Annotated in this window: 13 protein-coding genes; 3 read left to right on the forward strand and 10 right to left on the reverse strand. The window is 67.6% G+C overall.

Annotation, left to right across the window (positions count from 1 at the left end):
* The first annotated feature begins 149 nt into the window (after positions 1–149).
* Positions 150–1,460 carry a TerD family protein gene (locus IG75_RS37295; protein WP_081876777.1) on the forward strand — a complete coding sequence of 437 codons (1,311 nt, stop codon included), beginning with the start codon at positions 150–152 and terminating at the stop codon, positions 1,458–1,460.
* A 96-nt stretch (positions 1,461–1,556) separates the two neighbouring features.
* Positions 1,557–2,360, forward strand: coding sequence for a FadR/GntR family transcriptional regulator (locus IG75_RS0110255; RefSeq protein WP_030520968.1), 804 nt, complete (start codon positions 1,557–1,559; stop codon positions 2,358–2,360).
* On the opposite strand, the gene IG75_RS0110260 is transcribed toward IG75_RS0110255, so the two are convergent.
* The 9 genes from IG75_RS0110260 to IG75_RS0110305 form a co-directional block, all read right to left on the reverse strand.
* Positions 2,361–3,266, reverse strand: a complete 906-nt coding sequence (locus tag IG75_RS0110260; protein ID WP_030520969.1) for an acyl-CoA thioesterase — start codon at positions 3,264–3,266, stop codon at positions 2,361–2,363.
* Positions 3,263–3,658 carry a DUF427 domain-containing protein gene (locus IG75_RS0110265; RefSeq protein WP_030520970.1) on the reverse strand — a complete coding sequence of 132 codons (396 nt, stop codon included), beginning with the start codon at positions 3,656–3,658 and terminating at the stop codon, positions 3,263–3,265. Before IG75_RS0110265 ends, IG75_RS0110260 begins: the two co-directional genes overlap by 4 nt.
* A 295-nt stretch (positions 3,659–3,953) precedes the next feature.
* A complete protein-coding gene (locus IG75_RS0110275; RefSeq protein ID WP_030520971.1) occupies positions 3,954–5,390 on the reverse strand; it encodes an aldehyde dehydrogenase family protein in 1,437 nt (478 codons plus the stop codon).
* Positions 5,390–7,096 carry a thiamine pyrophosphate-binding protein gene (locus IG75_RS0110280; protein ID WP_030520972.1) on the reverse strand — a complete coding sequence of 569 codons (1,707 nt, stop codon included), beginning with the start codon at positions 7,094–7,096 and terminating at the stop codon, positions 5,390–5,392. The genes IG75_RS0110275 and IG75_RS0110280 overlap by 1 nt, the downstream gene beginning before the upstream one ends.
* 2 nt (positions 7,097–7,098) lie before the next feature.
* On the reverse strand, positions 7,099–8,013 hold the full coding sequence (locus IG75_RS0110285) for an SDR family NAD(P)-dependent oxidoreductase (protein WP_030520973.1): 915 nt from the start codon (positions 8,011–8,013) through the stop codon (positions 7,099–7,101).
* 29 nt (positions 8,014–8,042) lie between these two features.
* Positions 8,043–9,866, reverse strand: coding sequence for a flavin-containing monooxygenase (locus tag IG75_RS0110290; protein ID WP_030520974.1), 1,824 nt, complete (start codon positions 9,864–9,866; stop codon positions 8,043–8,045).
* A gap of 42 nt (positions 9,867–9,908) precedes the next feature.
* Positions 9,909–11,318, reverse strand: coding sequence for an aromatic ring-hydroxylating oxygenase subunit alpha (locus tag IG75_RS0110295; RefSeq protein ID WP_081876778.1), 1,410 nt, complete (start codon positions 11,316–11,318; stop codon positions 9,909–9,911).
* A gap of 83 nt (positions 11,319–11,401) precedes the next feature.
* Positions 11,402–12,247 carry an SDR family NAD(P)-dependent oxidoreductase gene (locus IG75_RS0110300; RefSeq protein WP_030520976.1) on the reverse strand — a complete coding sequence of 282 codons (846 nt, stop codon included), beginning with the start codon at positions 12,245–12,247 and terminating at the stop codon, positions 11,402–11,404.
* A 7-nt stretch (positions 12,248–12,254) separates the two neighbouring features.
* Positions 12,255–13,862 (reverse strand): SMP-30/gluconolactonase/LRE family protein, encoded by a 1,608-nt coding sequence (locus IG75_RS0110305; protein WP_030520977.1) that lies wholly within the window; start codon positions 13,860–13,862, stop codon positions 12,255–12,257.
* Between the two features lie 374 nt (positions 13,863–14,236).
* On the opposite strand from IG75_RS0110305, the gene IG75_RS0110310 reads away from it, so the two are divergent.
* Positions 14,237–14,881, forward strand: coding sequence for a pentapeptide repeat-containing protein (locus IG75_RS0110310; RefSeq protein ID WP_030520978.1), 645 nt, complete (start codon positions 14,237–14,239; stop codon positions 14,879–14,881).
* 11 nt (positions 14,882–14,892) lie between these two features.
* On the opposite strand, the gene IG75_RS0110315 is transcribed toward IG75_RS0110310, so the two are convergent.
* Positions 14,893–15,462, reverse strand: a complete 570-nt coding sequence (locus IG75_RS0110315; RefSeq protein ID WP_030520979.1) for a TetR/AcrR family transcriptional regulator — start codon at positions 15,460–15,462, stop codon at positions 14,893–14,895.
* Between the last annotated feature and the right edge of the window lie 108 nt (positions 15,463–15,570).

The raw sequence follows: 15,570 nt of genomic DNA on the forward strand, positions 1-15,570 counted from the left end.
TTCTCGGTGGTGGAAATTGTTGCCGGATGGGCCGGTGCGTACGCACACCGCGATGAGCGCCCGCGGGCCCGGTGCCGGGAAGCCCGCACCGGGGCGAGCGCCGGGACCTAGGCTGGATAGGACAACCGAGTCGAGCGACCGGAGTACAGATGTCCCGAGTGATCAGCAAAGGCGGCAACGTCGCCGTCGCGGGCGGCCCGTTGCGGATCACCGCGGCGCCGGCCGGTATCGACCTGACCGTGCTCTGCCTGCGCGCGGACGGCAAGGTCGGCAGCGACGACGATTTCGTCTTCTACAACCAGCCGGCCTCCCCGGACGGCGCCGTCCGGCTGGCCGGTGCCGCGATCGAGATCGACCTGCCGCGGGTCGCCGCGAGTACGGACCGGCTCGTGGTCGCCGCCTCGGTCGACACCGGATCCTTCGGCGGTATCGCGGTGCGCGTGGCGATCACCGAGCGCGACGGCGAGACCTACGATCTGCCCATCACCGGGCTCGACACCGAGACGACGGTCGTCCTGGCCGAGGTGTACCGGCGGGCCGGCGCCTGGAAACTCCGCAATGTGGGTCAGGGATACGCCAGCGGCCTGGCCGGTCTGGCCACCGATTTCGGTATCACCGTGGACGACGACGCACCGGCCCCGGCTCCCGCACAGGTCGCCGCAGCGCCACCGGTGGCACCTCGCACCGCCCCGGCATCCGGATACCCGTCGCCACCCGTACCGCCCCCGCCGTCCGCACCTTCGGCACAGCCCACGGTCCCGCCCGCGGCACAATTCGCCCCACCGGCCCCGAGTACCGCCCCGTATCCCCCGCCCACCACCCCGCCGGCGCCGGGGGTGAACTTCTCCAAGGGCGCCGTCACTCTCACCAAGGGCGCGCCGCCGGTGCTCCTGGAGAAGGCGCCGCTGGTCCGGCTGCGGGTGGCCTGGGCCAGCGGGACCGACTACGAGGCCTACGCGCTGGTCGTCCTGGCCGACGGGAACATCGTGCATGTCGCGACGTTCCCGGCTGCCGGCATTCCGGCGAATCCCCGGTACGGCGATCTGGTGCGCCATCTCGGGGACCGCGGCCGCGGTGACATCCAGCGCGGCGGCGGCCACACGGAGGAGATCATCGAGGTGCGGCTCGCTCCCGAGATCGTGGCGGTGATCCCGGTGGCGTATTCGGCGATCAACAACGGCACCGGATCGTTCCACAAGTACCGGGTGACCCTGGCGATCGAGAACGGCGCCGACAGTGTGTCGATTCCCGCCGATCAGGCCAAGAAATCCAGCTGGATCTTCACCTGTGTGCCGGGCATCGTCTACAACCGTCCGGAGGGTGTGCTGATCGAGCGGCTCGAGCTCTACAGCCGGCGGTTCTCCGAGCACCGGCCCGCCGCCGTCCTGCAACCGGACGGGCGGGTGGAGGTACGGATGGACAAGGGCCCGGTGAACCAGTTCAAGGCGGACAGTACCTGAGCTCCCATTTTTACAAGGATTGCAATCTTTTAAGAGCTAATAGGTTCACTGATAAACTCGCGCCATGGTGCATCTTCGCGACCGGCAGCGGTCCTCGTGACGGCCCCACGGCGGGGACGGGTCACCCAGCATCGGGTGGCCCAGACCGTGGCGGCCGAACTGCGGACCCGCATCCTCAACGGCACCGACGACTACCGGTTGCCGACCCAGGATCAACTGGTCCAGGAGTTCGGTGTCTCCTATCCCTCGATCCGGGAGGCCATCCGCATCCTGGAAACCGAGGGTCTGGTCACCGTGCGGCGTGGAAACGTCGGCGGCGCGGAAGTCCACCGGCCCGACGAGACCTCGGCCGCCTACCATCTCGGGCTGGCCCTGCAGGGCGGCCGGGTGACGCTGCGCGATCTGGCCACCGGCCTGCAGATGCTCGAACCCATGTGTGCCGCGGAATGCGCGCGCCGCCAGGATCGGCTCGAGGTGGTGGTTCCGGCGCTCACCGCGAATATCGAGAAATCCGCGGAAGTGATCGACGACGGGGTGGCCTTCACCCAGACCGCCCGCGAATTCCACGATCTCGTGGTGTCCTTCACCCCGAACGCGACGGTGCGATACGTGGTGAGCAGTCTGGTCGCCCTGTGGTCGGCGCAGGAGGAGGCCTGGGCCGAGGCCCTGACCGGCCGGGGCGAGTATCCGTCGCCGGAGCAGGCCCGGGCCGCGGTACGCACCCACCAGAAAATCGTCGACGATATCGCCGCCGGGCAGCCGTCGGCGGCCGAGCACATGGCCTGCGCGCATCTGGCCGCCACCCAGGCACTGCTGCTGCAGCGGTTCGACGACGGCATCGTCAACGCGTCGTCGACGCTGGCCCAGCAGGCGATCCGGTCCGGTTCGGGCCGGCGCTGACTACAGCCGGGCCGCGCTGGGGATCTCGCGTACCGACCCGGTGTCGAACGCGCGAATCATGGCGTCCTGCGTGAACGACCCGATCAGCGATCCGGCGCGGGTGCTGATCTGACCTCGGATATGCGCCGTGCCCGCCCCGACGAAGGTCGCTTCGTGGTGGTAGCGCAACCAGCCGTCCCAGCGCACCGGGTCGTGGAAGGTGATCCCGATCCCGAGGGGCGCGGTCGACAGGGTGTGATGCGCCTGCGCCGTACCCAGCCCCGGATACGGCCGCAACGCGGTGGAGATTCCGAGATGACCGGTGAAATGGGCGAGCATCGCGCGACGGAGTTCGTCGGATTCGGGCACCTCGTCGTAGCGTAACCAGGCGTCGACCACGGGCGGACCCACCTCGTCCGGATCGTTGATATCGGCACAGCCGATGATGCGCACCTCGCGGCCCGGCAATGCCAGACTCGCCTCCGGACCGGCGGTCTCGGGGCCGGCGGCCTGCGGTCCGGCGGGCGTATCCCGCCGGACCAGATCCGGTTGCGGAGCGTCCAGCAGGACGGTGCAGTGGGTCCGGATCTTCGCCCCCTGCCACACGCCGACCGTGGCACTCGCGACACTCCGGCCCGCCCTGATCGGGGTGACGGTGAACTCCAGCGGCACATCGGGGTCGGCCGCCGAGACGAACAGCGCGTGCGCGGTGCGCACCGTCCGGCCGGGCAGGGTCCTGGACGCGGCGACGATGCTCTGCCCGAGTATCTGGCTGCCGTCCACCACGCTTCTGGAGCCGCCGTCGCTGTCCCCGCGGAAACGCACCGGATCGGCGGGATCGGCTCGTATATCGAAGATCTCGATCATCCGCGCCATCGACGACTCCCGCGCGTCCGTACCGGCCGATCCGGCCGGGTCCGCGCTCACGACCGGACCCCTGTATAGCGCCCGGCTCCGATCGTCACCGCGACGGCATTCTGGTCGAACGCGATATAACCGGCCAGCCGGGCGACCGGTAGATGCGGCTGCGGATAGGTCCAGGCGATCCAGGGACGATCGCTGCCCGGCAGAGCCCAGTAGGACGCCTCGCCCTTGTACGGGCACAGGGTGTGCAGATCGATGGGTTCGAGCCGGGTCGTATCCACCGCCTCGGGCGGGAAGTACACGACCAGGCCGTGATCCTGCTCGTCCACCAGCAGACAGGCGTCACTGGACGCCAGTTGCCGCGCACCGACGGTCGCGGTGAAGGTGTTGGTGCGGGCCAGCAGGTCCACTCGATAGTCGGGACGCTGTCGATAGCCCGACGGTACTTCGCTCATTGCTGCTCCGAATCCTCGCTACTCCGAATATCCGCTGTCCGGGGCCACCGGGCCCGTTCCGTGGGGGGCGCGGCGATACGCACGTGGTACCGGAAGGCCCGGCCCGAGGCGTGCCCGAAGGAAGGCACGGCCATGGCACCGCGTGGGCGCCCACGGGGAAGCCTATGGCCATCGGCTACGCAGGATCGAACGATGCGGCGAGTATCTGCCGGCTGTCGTCGCCGATCACGCCGGTGCGCGGCGGCTCACCGGCGAGTCGACCGGGTCTCGAGCGGCTGTTCACCGTGACTATTGCCTATGCCCGGGCCGCTTCGGGCGCGTATCCGAGAATGCCCTTGACCTCCAGGTACTCCTCGAAACCGGCTTCGCCCCATTCGCGGCCGTTTCCGCTCTTCTTGTAGCCGCCGAAGGGAGCGGCGAAATCGAATCCGCCGTTGATACCGATCGAACCCGCCCGGAGCCGGCGCGCCACGGCGCGTGCCTGTTCCAGATCGCGGCCCGCGACGAATCCGGCCAGGCCGTACTCGGTGTCGTTGGCGATGGCGATGGCGTCGTCGACATCCCGGTAGCCGATGATCACCAGAACCGGACCGAAAATCTCCTCACGGGCGACGGTCATCGTGTTGGTCACCCCCGCGAACACCGTCGGTTTGACGAAGAAGCCCTTCTCCAGGCCATCGGGCCGGCCGGGACCACCGGCGACGACGGTGGCTCCCTCCTCGATCCCCTTCTGGATCAATGCCTGGATCCGGTCCCACTGGGACCCCGCGACCACCGGGCCGAGCGCGACCTCGCCGGTGGGATCGCCGACCGTGATGCCCTCGGTGGCGGCCCGCGCAGCGGCCACGGCTTCTTCCATCCGGGCCGCCGGGACCAGCATTCGCGACGGCGCGCTACAGGTCTGACCGGAGTTGCCCATCATATTCGCCACGCCCTGGCCGACATTGATGGCGAGATCCTCGTCGTCGAGGATGATGTTGGGGCCCTTGCCGCCGAGTTCCTGGGTCACCCGCTTCACGGTGGTCGCCGCGTTGCGGGCGATATCTATCCCCGCGCGGGTGGACCCGGTGAAGGAGACCATATCGACCTCCGGATGCGACGAGAGCGGGACGCCCACACTCGGCCCGTCGCCCTGCACCAGGTTGAACACACCCGCCGGTACACCGGCGGCGGCCAGCACCTCGGCGAAGATCTGCCCGGTGAACGGGGACCGTTCGGAGGGCTTGAGGACCATGGTGCAGCCGGTGGCCAGAGCGGGGAAGACCTTCACCGCGATCTGGTTCATCGGCCAGTTCCACGGGGTGATGAGACCGCAGACACCGATGGGTTCCTTGACGAAAAGGGTCGCCCCGCGTTGCTCCTCGAAGCGGTAGTTCCGCAGTATCTCGGTCGCGGTCTGTAGATGTCCGGCGGCGAGATCGACCTGGAATCCGTTGGCCAGCCCCGACGGAGCGCCCATCTCCTCGGTGAGCGCCGCCGCCAGATCACCGGCGCGCTTCTGGTACTCCGCGCCGATGGCATCGAACAGGTCCAGCCGCTCGCCGACAGTACTCGCGGCCCACCCGTCGAACGCGGCGCGGGCCGCGGCGACGGCGGCGTCCACATCCGCGGCCGAGCCGAGCGCGACGGTCCCGCACACCTCTTCGGTGGCGGGATTGATCACCTCGAAGGTCTGATCGCCCGCGGGGTCGGCCCAGCGGCCGTCGATATAGAACTTCAGGTATTCGCGCATCACTGCATCCCTTCCGCGTACCAGGTGCGGAACTCGTCGTAGCTGGGCATTTCCTCGGAGTTCGCCTTCGGATCCACGGCGACATGGATCACGCCCGGCCGACCGCTGGCGAAAGCCCGTTTGATGGCGGGCGCGATCTCGGTATCGGTGTCGACGTATTCGCCGTAGCAGCCGAAACCCTCGGCGACCTTGTCCAGCCGGGTGTCCTTGCTCCAGTGCACCGCGGTCTCCCGGGAGCCGTGACCGAAGGTGCGCTTGTATACCCCGACCTCGAGTCCCCACGCGTAGTCGACGGCGACCACGCAGACCAGCGGAAGGTTCAGCCGCGCCGCGGTTTCCAGCTCGGCGATCTGGAACTGGAAAGAGGAGTCGCCGGTGATCATCAGCACCGGGCGCTTCCCGCCATCGGCGACCGAGGCGCCCACCGCGTAGGGCAGACCGGTGCCGAGGTGGCCGAAGTTCTGGTTCCAGATCACATCGTGCGGTTTGCACTGGGTGTAGGTCCAGCCGAAGATCGTGGTGGCGCCGCCGTCGCGGACCAGGATCCCGTCGGCCGGGAAATCCTTGGTGGCCTCCACGACCAGGCGGGCGGGATGGACCGGCGTACCACCCGACGGCGCGCTCTCGGCGAGTCCCGCGAGCCTGGAGGCATCCTGTTCGATCCACTGCGCGAGTTCGGGAGTGGCGGTGCGCGGAGTGTGCTTCAGGGCTTCGGTGAGCTGCGGGACGACCGCGCGCAGATCGCCGACCAGGGGTACGTCGATCGGCCGGTTGACTCCGATGGCGGTGGGATCCTGTTCGATGAGGATCCATTTGCGTTCGTCTTCCCCGGCGACCCAGTGCCGGCCGCGCCCGTAGTGCACGGGTTCGCCGAGTTCGGTGCCGATGGCCAGGCACAGATCGGATTTCACGACGGCGTCCACCGCCGAGGGTGAGAAGCCGTAGGGGAAGGTGCGGTCCTCCAGTCCTTCGATGAACGAGGTGCCGCCCGAGGTCTGGATGACGGGGCAGGCCAGGAGATCGGCCAGCGCCTTCACCGAAGCACCGGCCCGGGCGGTGTGCACACCGTGCCCGGCCAGCAGGATCGGCTGCTTCGCCTGCCGGATGAGTTCGGCGGCCGCGTCCACCTTGTCCTGCCCGGCGGTTTGGCCCACCAGCCGGTACCGGTGCGGCGGTAGCGGTGCGGCGACGTCGAGTTCCTCCTGGATCACATGGGAGGGATATTCGATGTAGACCGGTCCCGGGGTTCCGGAGAGCGCCTTGCGCAGACCTTCCCGGATGACCTCGTCGGTCTGGTCCGCGTATTCGATACTGGCGGCGTATTTCACCGAGGGCTCGAACAGCCCGGACTGTTTCACGAACTGGATCCGGCCGCGGCGTACCCGCTGCTCGGTGATCCGGGCACGCTGTCCGCCCAGGAAGATCACCGGCGAATTCTCCACCTTGGCGCACATCATGGCGCCCGCGAGGTTGGCGACGCCGGGGCCGAGGGTGCCGATGCACAGCGCGGCTCTTCCGGTCATCCGGGAGACGGCCTCGGCCATGAACCCCGCCGATTCCTCATGATGCGGGGACACCACGTTCCAGCCCCGCTCGTCGGCGAGATGGAACAGGTGCACGAAATTCGGGTCCGGGATGCCGAAGACGGTGTCGATACCTTCGGCTTCGAAGAGATCCAGAATCCGTTCGTAGACTTTGACCGCCATACTCACTTACCTCCCATGGCCATTGCGAAACTCCGGCCGATATGGTCGCTGTGGGCCGACGGAACGACCGGCAGCAACCATGAATCCTTGATGTCACGTATGTCGTCGATACGGGCCCCGACGTCCTCGATGGACCACTCCGGCTGATAGACGCCGGGAGTTTCCGCGATATAGGCCCGCGCCACCCGGCCCGCCAGCGCCACCAGCATTTCCCCACTGACCGAGCAGGATTCGTGTGCCAGCCAGCCCACCGCGGGAGCCACCAGCCCGGGTTCCATCGGCGGATACTTCGAGGTATCGATACCGTCGGCGAGCCGGGTGACCGCCGCGGGCACGATCACATTGGATTTCACCCCGGATTCGGCGCCCTCGAGCGCCACCACATTCGACAGCCCGATCACGCCCGCCTTGGCGACGGCGTAATTGGCGACATTCCTATTTCCGTAGAGACCGCCGATGGAGGAGGTCAGTACGACCCGCCCGTACCCGGCCTCCCGCATCACCGGGAATGCCGCGCGTACGACGTGGAACGCACCGCGTAGATGGACATCGAGGACGGAATCGAAATCCTCGTAACTCATTTCGGTGAGCGGGGCATAGCGCACGTTGCCCGCATTGTGGACGAGCACATCGATCCGGCCGTAGGTGTCCAGGGCGGCGTTCACGATCGCCCGGCCACCGTCCGGGGTGGCGACGGAATCGGCATTCGCGACCGCCTGCCCACCGGCGGCCACGATTTCGTCGGCCACCGCACCGGCGACCTCGATATCGCTGTCACCGCCCGGGATACCGCCGCCCACATCGTTCACCACGACCCGGGCGCCCCGAGCGGCCAGCAGCAGGGCGTAGGCCCGGCCGAGGCCGCGACCGGCGCCGGTGACCACCGCGACCCGTTCGTCGAACCGCATCTCGGACAACGCTTCTCCTAACCCTTCGCCGCGGCGTGTCATTCGCCGAGCGCCAAACCCTCCAGGCGGCCGGTCGCGCGCCAGCTCTGGAGGATGTCCTCGAGGGCGTAGAAGCCCGGCCAGTACGGTTCGCCGAGATGCGAGCGGATGTTCCGCTCGCCCTCGTTGTTGTAGTAACCGGGGGTGCATTCGCGCTGGAAGTTGCTGTTGTCCACCGCGGTTTCCCGGATGGTGGCGCACCAGCCGTCCACGGCCTCGGTGGTCGGTTCCACCGTCCGGGCGCCCCGGTTCAGCGCTTCGCCGATGATGTAGGCGGCGTGGGTGGCCTGCTGATCGAACATATCGGTGGTGCTCGCGGTGACACCGCCCTGGATGAAGCCGGTGAAGAACAGGTTCGGGAATCCGTTGCTGGTGAGGCCGTGCAGGGTGCGGTAGCCGTCCGCCCAGTGTTCGTAGAGCGAGAGCCCGTCGCGGCCGGCGAACGGATGGATACCGTAGCGGCGGTCGAGCTCGGTGGTGATCTCGAATCCGCTGGCGAAGACGATGCAGTCGACCTCGTGCTCCACCCCGCCCGCGATGATCCCTTTCGCGGTGATCCGTTCGACGCCCTTGGTGGCGGACACATCGACCAGGGTCACATTGTCGCGGTTGTAGGTCGGCAGATATTCATCGTTGAAACAGGGGCGCTTGCACAGGAACCGGTAATACGGTTTGAGCGCCGCGGCGGTCTCCGGATCCGTGACGATCGCGTCGACCCGCTGCCGCACTCGTTCCATCGCCCGGTAGTCCTGGTTCTCCCGGATTTCCATGAACTTCTCGGGCGTGACCTCGGCCCAGAGATTGTTCTCGTCGAGATAGGACTGCACATTGCGGCTGACCTCGGTCCAGCCGTCACACACCAGATCCGGCTGCCCGGGCGCGAACGCCTCGAAGGCGGCGGTGTGGAAATTGCGGCGGCGCTGCAACTGCCAGCCCGGTTGTAGCGATTTCACCCATTCCGGATCGGTGGGCACGTTACCGCGCTCGTTGATGTAGGACGGGGTGCGCTGGAAGACATACAGGTGCTCGGCCGACCGGGCGATATGCGGGATCACCTGGATACCGCTGGCGCCGGTACCGATCACCGCGACCTTCTTGTCCTCGAGACCGGTGAGACCGCCCCGCATATCGCCGCCGGTGTAGTCGTAGTCCCAGCGAGCGGAATGGAATGTATGGCCGGTGAAATCGTTCAGCCCCGGGATACCGGGCAGCTTCGGCTTGTTGAACGGCCCCTGCGCCATCACCACGAACCGGGCGCGGATATCGTCGCCACGATTGGTGCCGATCCGCCACCGTTCGATGGAATCGTCCCATTCCAGGGACTTCACCATCGTGGAGAAGATGGCCTTCTCGTACAGCCCGAAATGTTTGCCGATCCGCTGGGCGTGCTCGAAACATTCGTCGCCGTAAGCGTATTTCTGGGTCGGGATGTACCCGGTTTCCTCGAGCAGCGGCAGGTAACAGTAGGCATCGGAATCGCATTGGATGCCCGGATACCGGTTCCAGTACCAGGCGCCGCCGAAATCGCCGGCGAGTTCGATGACCCGGAAATCCTCGACCCCGGCCTGGGTCAGCCGCGCGCCCGCGGTGAGTCCGGCCCAGCCACCGCCGAGGACCGCGACGTCGATCTCCTCCGTCAGCGGCTCCCGGGGCGTTACCGGAGTGTAGGGGTCGCCTTCGAAGAAGTCGGTGAATCCGTCCTCGGACGCCACGTACTGCTTCTGCCCCTCGGGCCGCAGCCGCTTATCGCGTTCGGCCAGATATCTGGCCCGGAGCGCGGCATGGTCGATCTCGGGGGTCTGCGTGGGTGCGCAGTTGTTCATTCGAATTCCTCGGTGGGATGGATCGGGCCGGCGACGCCGGAGTCAGGCGAGGTCACGCGGTGCGCCGGTGCCCATGTACTTCGCGAGGTTGTGGTGCAGGTTCACGACACTGCGCTCGCGATACGGATTCGGTTTCGGACCGGAGAAGCCCAGGGTCTTCATGCCCTGCTGGACCGCGGCCATATTGTCGAAGTCCTGCGGCAGGACCGTCCGCCAGGCCGGGTCGCCCTCCGGAGTATGGATCCACTCCGTTTCGGGTGCCTCACCCTCGGGGAACAGCTCGTAGACCGCCGCCTCGAAAATGCATTTATCGGGGTCGTAGCCGTAGGGGCGCGCGCTGTAGCAGAGCATATTGTTCACCGCGTGGCCGATCTGGAAGTTCGGGAAGATCTGCCAGGCGGTACCGGCGGCCGCGACATCGGCCGGGGTGACCGTCGGCCAGACGACCCCGCGCTTCTCGTCGTCGGCGCGGGCGGAGGCCAGCCAGTGCGCCATCACCTCCGGGCCCGGAGTGCCCTCGGGCAGTTCGTCGACGAGCCGGCGCGCCGCCTCCACCATGGTCCAGGTGGTGTTGGTGTTGGCGTTCTCCCAGGTGAAGTTCTGTAACTCGATGGTGGATTTGCGGGCGTCGGGACCGTGGCCGAGGCGAATCTTGCCCTGGCTCTCCTCCTGGCCCTTCGGTGCGTCGTAGCCGATATTGCTGTGTTTGCCCTGCGCCCGCGCCCAGCCCAGGAACATGCCGAAATTCATGAACTCCGGATGGGTGTAGGGCACGTGGTAGGTCTCCATGAAGGCCTCCAGCGCGACCTTCCAATTGCAGTCGAACACCAGCCAGCGCCGCCACCGATAGCGCATGTTCTCCAGCCGGAACGGCGCGAGCAGGGTGGCCGCGGGTTCCAGGTATTCGCGCAGGGTTTCCGACGGATTCGGGTCCAGGTTGACGAAGATCCAGCCGCCCCAGGTGTCGACGTGCACATCGACGAGTCCGTCTCTGCCCTCGGTGAGACCGCAGGGCCAGTCCTCTCGTTCCGGGACGAAAGTGTTGCGGCCCTCGAGGTCGTAGCGCCAGCCGTGGAACCCGCAGACGAACTGCTTCTTCCGGCCGTGGGCGTTGCGTTCCCCGGGCGGGGTGTCGACCAGGCGCCGGCCGCGATGCGCGCACACATTGTGGTAGGCCCGGATCTTGTCCGGTGCCGTGCGCACGATGATCAGTGAATCGTCGAGGATCTCGTAGGTGAGATAGTCACCCACCCGCGGGATCTCCTCGATGCGCCCCACCTGCTGCCACACCTTGCGCCACAGCTTGTCGCGTTCGGCCTGCACATACTCGGGACTGAGGTAGGCCTCAACCCCGATCGTCATCGGCGCGGACAGCGGTTCGGTGTTCGTGGCGATATCGTCGGCGGTCTCGGCTGTGTCGATTGATCGCTCGCTACGCTCGGCTGTGTCCATTGATCGCTCGCTACGCTCGCTCATGGCGTTCTCCCACCCCGGGTCCGGGGACAGTCGGTGTCGGTGCAGTGCATATCGGTGGTTCAGCTGGTGATCGCGGCGCGGAATCCCTCGTCCTTCAGGAACAGGGAGGTGTTGTCGGCGCCCAGATGGGTCCATTTCAGGTTCAGGCCGCCGTCCACCAGCAGCGTCTGACCGGTGATATAGGACGACAGCTGTGAGAGCAGGAACAGCACCGCGCCGGCCTGCTCCTCGGGCCGGCCGCGACGGCCCATGGCGATGGCGGTCCGGTCGCGTCCGGGGTCCTCGTCCACGTAGGTTCCCGAGGCCGGGGTCTCGGTGACGCCGGGCGCGATCGCGTTCACCCGGATATCGCAGAGCGCCAGTTCGACCGCCAGCGTCCGGGTCGCCGCCACCAGGGCGGCTTTCGCGGTGCCGTAGGCGATATGGAACGGGGCGGTGTTCAATCCGCTGATGGACGACAGCGAGACGATCGACCCCGGCCGGCCCTCTCTCCGGATCTCCGCGGCCACGGCCTGGCTCATGAAGAACATGGACTCGAGGTTCTGGTGGAACAGCGCCCGCCAGTCCTCCCGCGTCACCCGGGTGGCGGGCATCCAGGTGGCGGGCGCGGCGCCCCCGGCAATGTTCACCAGGCCGTAGAGCTCCCCTTCGGCCCGCCGGGCCGCTTCCAGAACGGTGGCGACTCCTTCGTCGGTGGCGGCGTCGGCCTGCACCGGAATCACCCTCAGGCCTTCCCCAGCCAGGGGTTCCACGTGCTTCGCGAGATTCTCGGCGCCCCGGCTCACCCCCAGCACCGTGGCTCCGGTCCGGGCGACCAGCCTGGTCACCGCGGTACCGATACCGCCGCCGCCCGCGCCGGACACGATCACCACGCGTCCGTCGAGCCCGAAGAAGTCGTTCGTCATGGTTTCCTCACCCGTCCTTCCGGAACGCGAGCACACTGCCCTCGGCATCGGCGGCGATGTAGACGGTGCCGTCGGCGGCGGCCGTGATACCGGCGAACGGACCCTGTGGCCCGGAGAACGGCGGCATACCGAGCAGCGGTTTCGGGGTCACTCCCGGCGGCGCGCCGACCGGCAGGTTCCAGGCCAGGACCTCGCGCGCCTTCGTCTCCAGGTCGACGGAGACCAGACTCTTGGCCCCGGAGTCGACGACCAGCAGTTGCGAGCCGCGCACCAGAATGCCCTGCGGGGTGTCGAGGCCGTCGACGACCGTGTCCACCCCCGCCGGGGTGACCGAGACGACGCGGCCCGCAGCGGATTCGGCCACCAGCAGGGTGCCGCCGGCGGTGAACGCGACGCCGAGCGGCTTCCGCAGCCCCGACGCGAGCACATCGACGCTGCCCCCACTGTTCACCCCCAGGACCCGCCCGGTACCGAACTCGGTGGTCACGATGACCCCGCCGGGACCGACCTCGACACCGTAGAGCTGATCGAACGGAGTTTCCGCACCCGCCAGGAACTCGCACTCCCCGGTACCCGGCCGCCAGCGGGCGATCTGCCCACCGGCGGTGGCGACGACGAATTCCCCCGGCCCGGTGGCGGTCACTCCACGCGTGAAGCCGGGGTACCCCGGGCTGAACAGCATGCCCTGGGTTTCCAGTCCGTCCGCGCCGACAGCATAGAAATAGGTGCCGTCGGCGACGAAGAGGGTGCCGTCGGGGCCCACCGTCAGATCCAGCGGCCAGTTCAGCCCGCCGGGCAGCGTGGTCCTGGTTTCCCCACCGGCGAGGATCTCGGTGATCTCACCGGTGAAATTGGAGACGAACAGGCGCCCATTCACCAGGGTGCAATTGTCCAGACCGGGGCTGAGCTGGGCCAGCACGGTTTTCTCCCCGTTGCGCGGGTTGATCCGCAGGACCTGTCCCGACGCCACCTGGGTGGAGACGATGAAACCGTCGGGGTCGAACTTCACCGAGTCGGGTACCCCGAGATCGCCCGCGACGCGTTCGGGTGCACCGCCGTCGGGATGGATGCGCCAGATCTCGTTGGTGCCCATCACCGGGTAATAGAGCAACCCGTCGGGGCCGACCTCCATCGCATTGGGCTGCTCGATGTTCTCCAGCAGGATGCGCGGGGCGCCGCCGTCGAGCGGGAGTTCCATCAACCGGCCACCCGGCCGGCATTCGTTGATGAACAATCTGCCCTGATGGACGGTGATGCCGTTGGCACTGGGCAGATCTGCGCGCAGCAGCCGGGTGGTGCCGTCGGTGTGCCGGGCGCTGACCCGGCCGTCCATCACCTCGGTGGCGTAGAGGGTGCCGTCCGGATGGAAGGCGCAGTCGTCGGGCGCGACGATATCGCCGCCTTTGGCGCTGATGGTTTCGATTGCGCCGGTATCGATATCGAGCGCGCTGATCTGACTACCGGTGACCTGCGCGATATAGATCCGGCCGTCGGGACCGGTGCGCAGGCCGTTGGCTCCGAACAGCCGGCTCGGCGCCGTGACACGCCACTGCTGCCATCCCGCCGCGAGCCCGATCGACCGGCCGCCCTGAAAGCGAGCCTCTTGCTGCAACATTCCGACTGACTCCCAACCGACCCGGCCGATAGCGCTGTTCCGCCTCGATGTCGAGGACTTGTAAGGAATCTAACGCCCCATCCGGGCAAGCGCAATAAGTATTGCAATCTTTATAAGGATGGAAACGAACGGTCGAGGACAGGGTCGGCCGGCCCTTCCTCGTACCCGCATCCGCAGCCGAGAGCTCAGCCCCTCACATGGGAGAATACCATTCTCCAATAAGGAAATGGGGACCACACTGCGCGGCCAATTCGCCTCGCCACGACCCGATCACGCGCCGGCGGTGACCGCGGCACGGCGCTGAGGGCGGCGCCCGCAGGTGTAGCGTCTCGGAGGTCCACCGCGTTCGTTTATTACGATCTCGTGAGGGTGCTATGCCGCGGAAACTGACCGACCTGCCGTTCGCGAACCTGCTGGAACCGGCCGGTGCGATAGCGAGGGAGGGTGAGTACGACTGTCTCCGCTTCGACGACGCCGTGCTGACCGCGCCGGACGCCGCGCACACCGTGTTCGACCAGTGCACCTTCCGGTCGGTGCAGGTGGACGGAGGTTCGCTGCGCGGTGCACGGTTCACCGAGGCCTGGTTGCACGGAATGCGGATCACCGGCACCGATCTGGCGGACGCGGCCTGGATGGGCGCGGAGATCGTGGAGGGCGCCTGGTCCGGCGTCGAGGCGAGCGGCACCGAACTGCGCCGGGTGGAGTTCCACAACTGCAAACTCGATTCGGTCAATTTCCGGGGCGCGGCCCTGACGAAGGTCCGGTTCGTCGACTGTGTGCTGCGGCATGTCGATTTCGGCGGCGCGACGCTGAACGAGGTCGATTTCGCGGGTTCGGAGATCTCGGCCCTGGCGGTCCGTGACGCGCGGTTGACGAAAGTGGATTTCCGCGGGGCGCAGGCACTGCGGGTCGCCGAGGGGGTCACCGCCCTGCGCGGTGCGATCGTCACCCCGGACCAATTGCTCGACCTCGCTCCGGCATTCGCCGCGTCCGTCGGACTCCTTGTCCAACCGGAGTAGGACGGCGATCGTCAGCGCGGCGCGCGGGTGACGGCACGGGTCACGGTCGCGGCGATCTCCGCGTCGGTGAGACCGCTGTCCTGGATGAGCGCGTGCGAGAGCACGGTCCGGACCACGACTTCGGCCGCCAGGCGCGGCGGTAGTGCCAGGCGCCCGTCGTCGCGGCCGGCGATCAGCGGTTCGGCGACCGCGGCCACGGATTCGACCAGGTTCAGCTGCGCACTGCCGTGTTCGATGGCCACGGTGAGCAACCAGGCGGGTTCGTGTACGCGCAGATAGTTGAAGGCGCGGTGTTCCCGGAGGTAGCGCAACGCGAACAGCGTGGCGGCGCGGGCTATCTCGCCGACGCCGGTATCGAGTTCGAGCTCGGTGAACGCGGCGGCGACCATTTTCGCCACCTCGTGTCGCCCGACCGCGGAGACGAGCCCGTCCTTGTCCCCGAATTCCCGGTAGGCGGTGGCCCGGGAGACACCGGCCCGGGCGGCGACCGCGGCGTGGGTGAGGCCGTCGAGACCGCTCTCGCCGATCAGCTCGACCGCGGCGTCCAGCAACGCGTCCGATGACCGGGTGGAGGAAGTCATGGACCTTTCTACCCCGCGGCGGCACCGGGTTGCCACACTGCCGTTGCTGAGACTAATTTGGTGATTAGTCTCAGCAACGGGGCCGAGTCCGGAGGTATCGAGACCGCT

Origin of the sequence: Nocardia rhamnosiphila NBRC 108938 (genome assembly GCF_000720425.1) — a bacterium.
Lineage (GTDB): Bacteria > Actinomycetota > Actinomycetes > Mycobacteriales > Mycobacteriaceae > Nocardia > Nocardia rhamnosiphila.

Bases quoted from the DNA above. Each gene is read 5' to 3' on its own strand.
- IG75_RS0110305 (WP_030520977.1), bottom strand. From the start codon at position 13,862: ATGTTGCAGCAAGAGGCTCGCTTTCAGGGCGGCCGGTCGATCGGGCTC.
- IG75_RS0110295 (WP_081876778.1), bottom strand. From the start codon at position 11,318: ATGGACACAGCCGAGCGTAGCGAGCGATCAATCGACACAGCCGAGACC.
- IG75_RS0110310 (WP_030520978.1), top strand. From the start codon at position 14,237: ATGCCGCGGAAACTGACCGACCTGCCGTTCGCGAACCTGCTGGAACCG.
- IG75_RS37295 (WP_081876777.1), top strand. From the start codon at position 150: ATGTCCCGAGTGATCAGCAAAGGCGGCAACGTCGCCGTCGCGGGCGGC.
- IG75_RS0110265 (WP_030520970.1), bottom strand. From the start codon at position 3,658: ATGAGCGAAGTACCGTCGGGCTATCGACAGCGTCCCGACTATCGAGTG.
- IG75_RS0110290 (WP_030520974.1), bottom strand. From the start codon at position 9,866: ATGAACAACTGCGCACCCACGCAGACCCCCGAGATCGACCATGCCGCG.
- IG75_RS0110315 (WP_030520979.1), bottom strand. From the start codon at position 15,462: ATGACTTCCTCCACCCGGTCATCGGACGCGTTGCTGGACGCCGCGGTC.
- IG75_RS0110300 (WP_030520976.1), bottom strand. From the start codon at position 12,247: ATGACGAACGACTTCTTCGGGCTCGACGGACGCGTGGTGATCGTGTCC.
- IG75_RS0110280 (WP_030520972.1), bottom strand. From the start codon at position 7,096: ATGGCGGTCAAAGTCTACGAACGGATTCTGGATCTCTTCGAAGCCGAA.
- IG75_RS0110275 (WP_030520971.1), bottom strand. From the start codon at position 5,390: ATGCGCGAATACCTGAAGTTCTATATCGACGGCCGCTGGGCCGACCCC.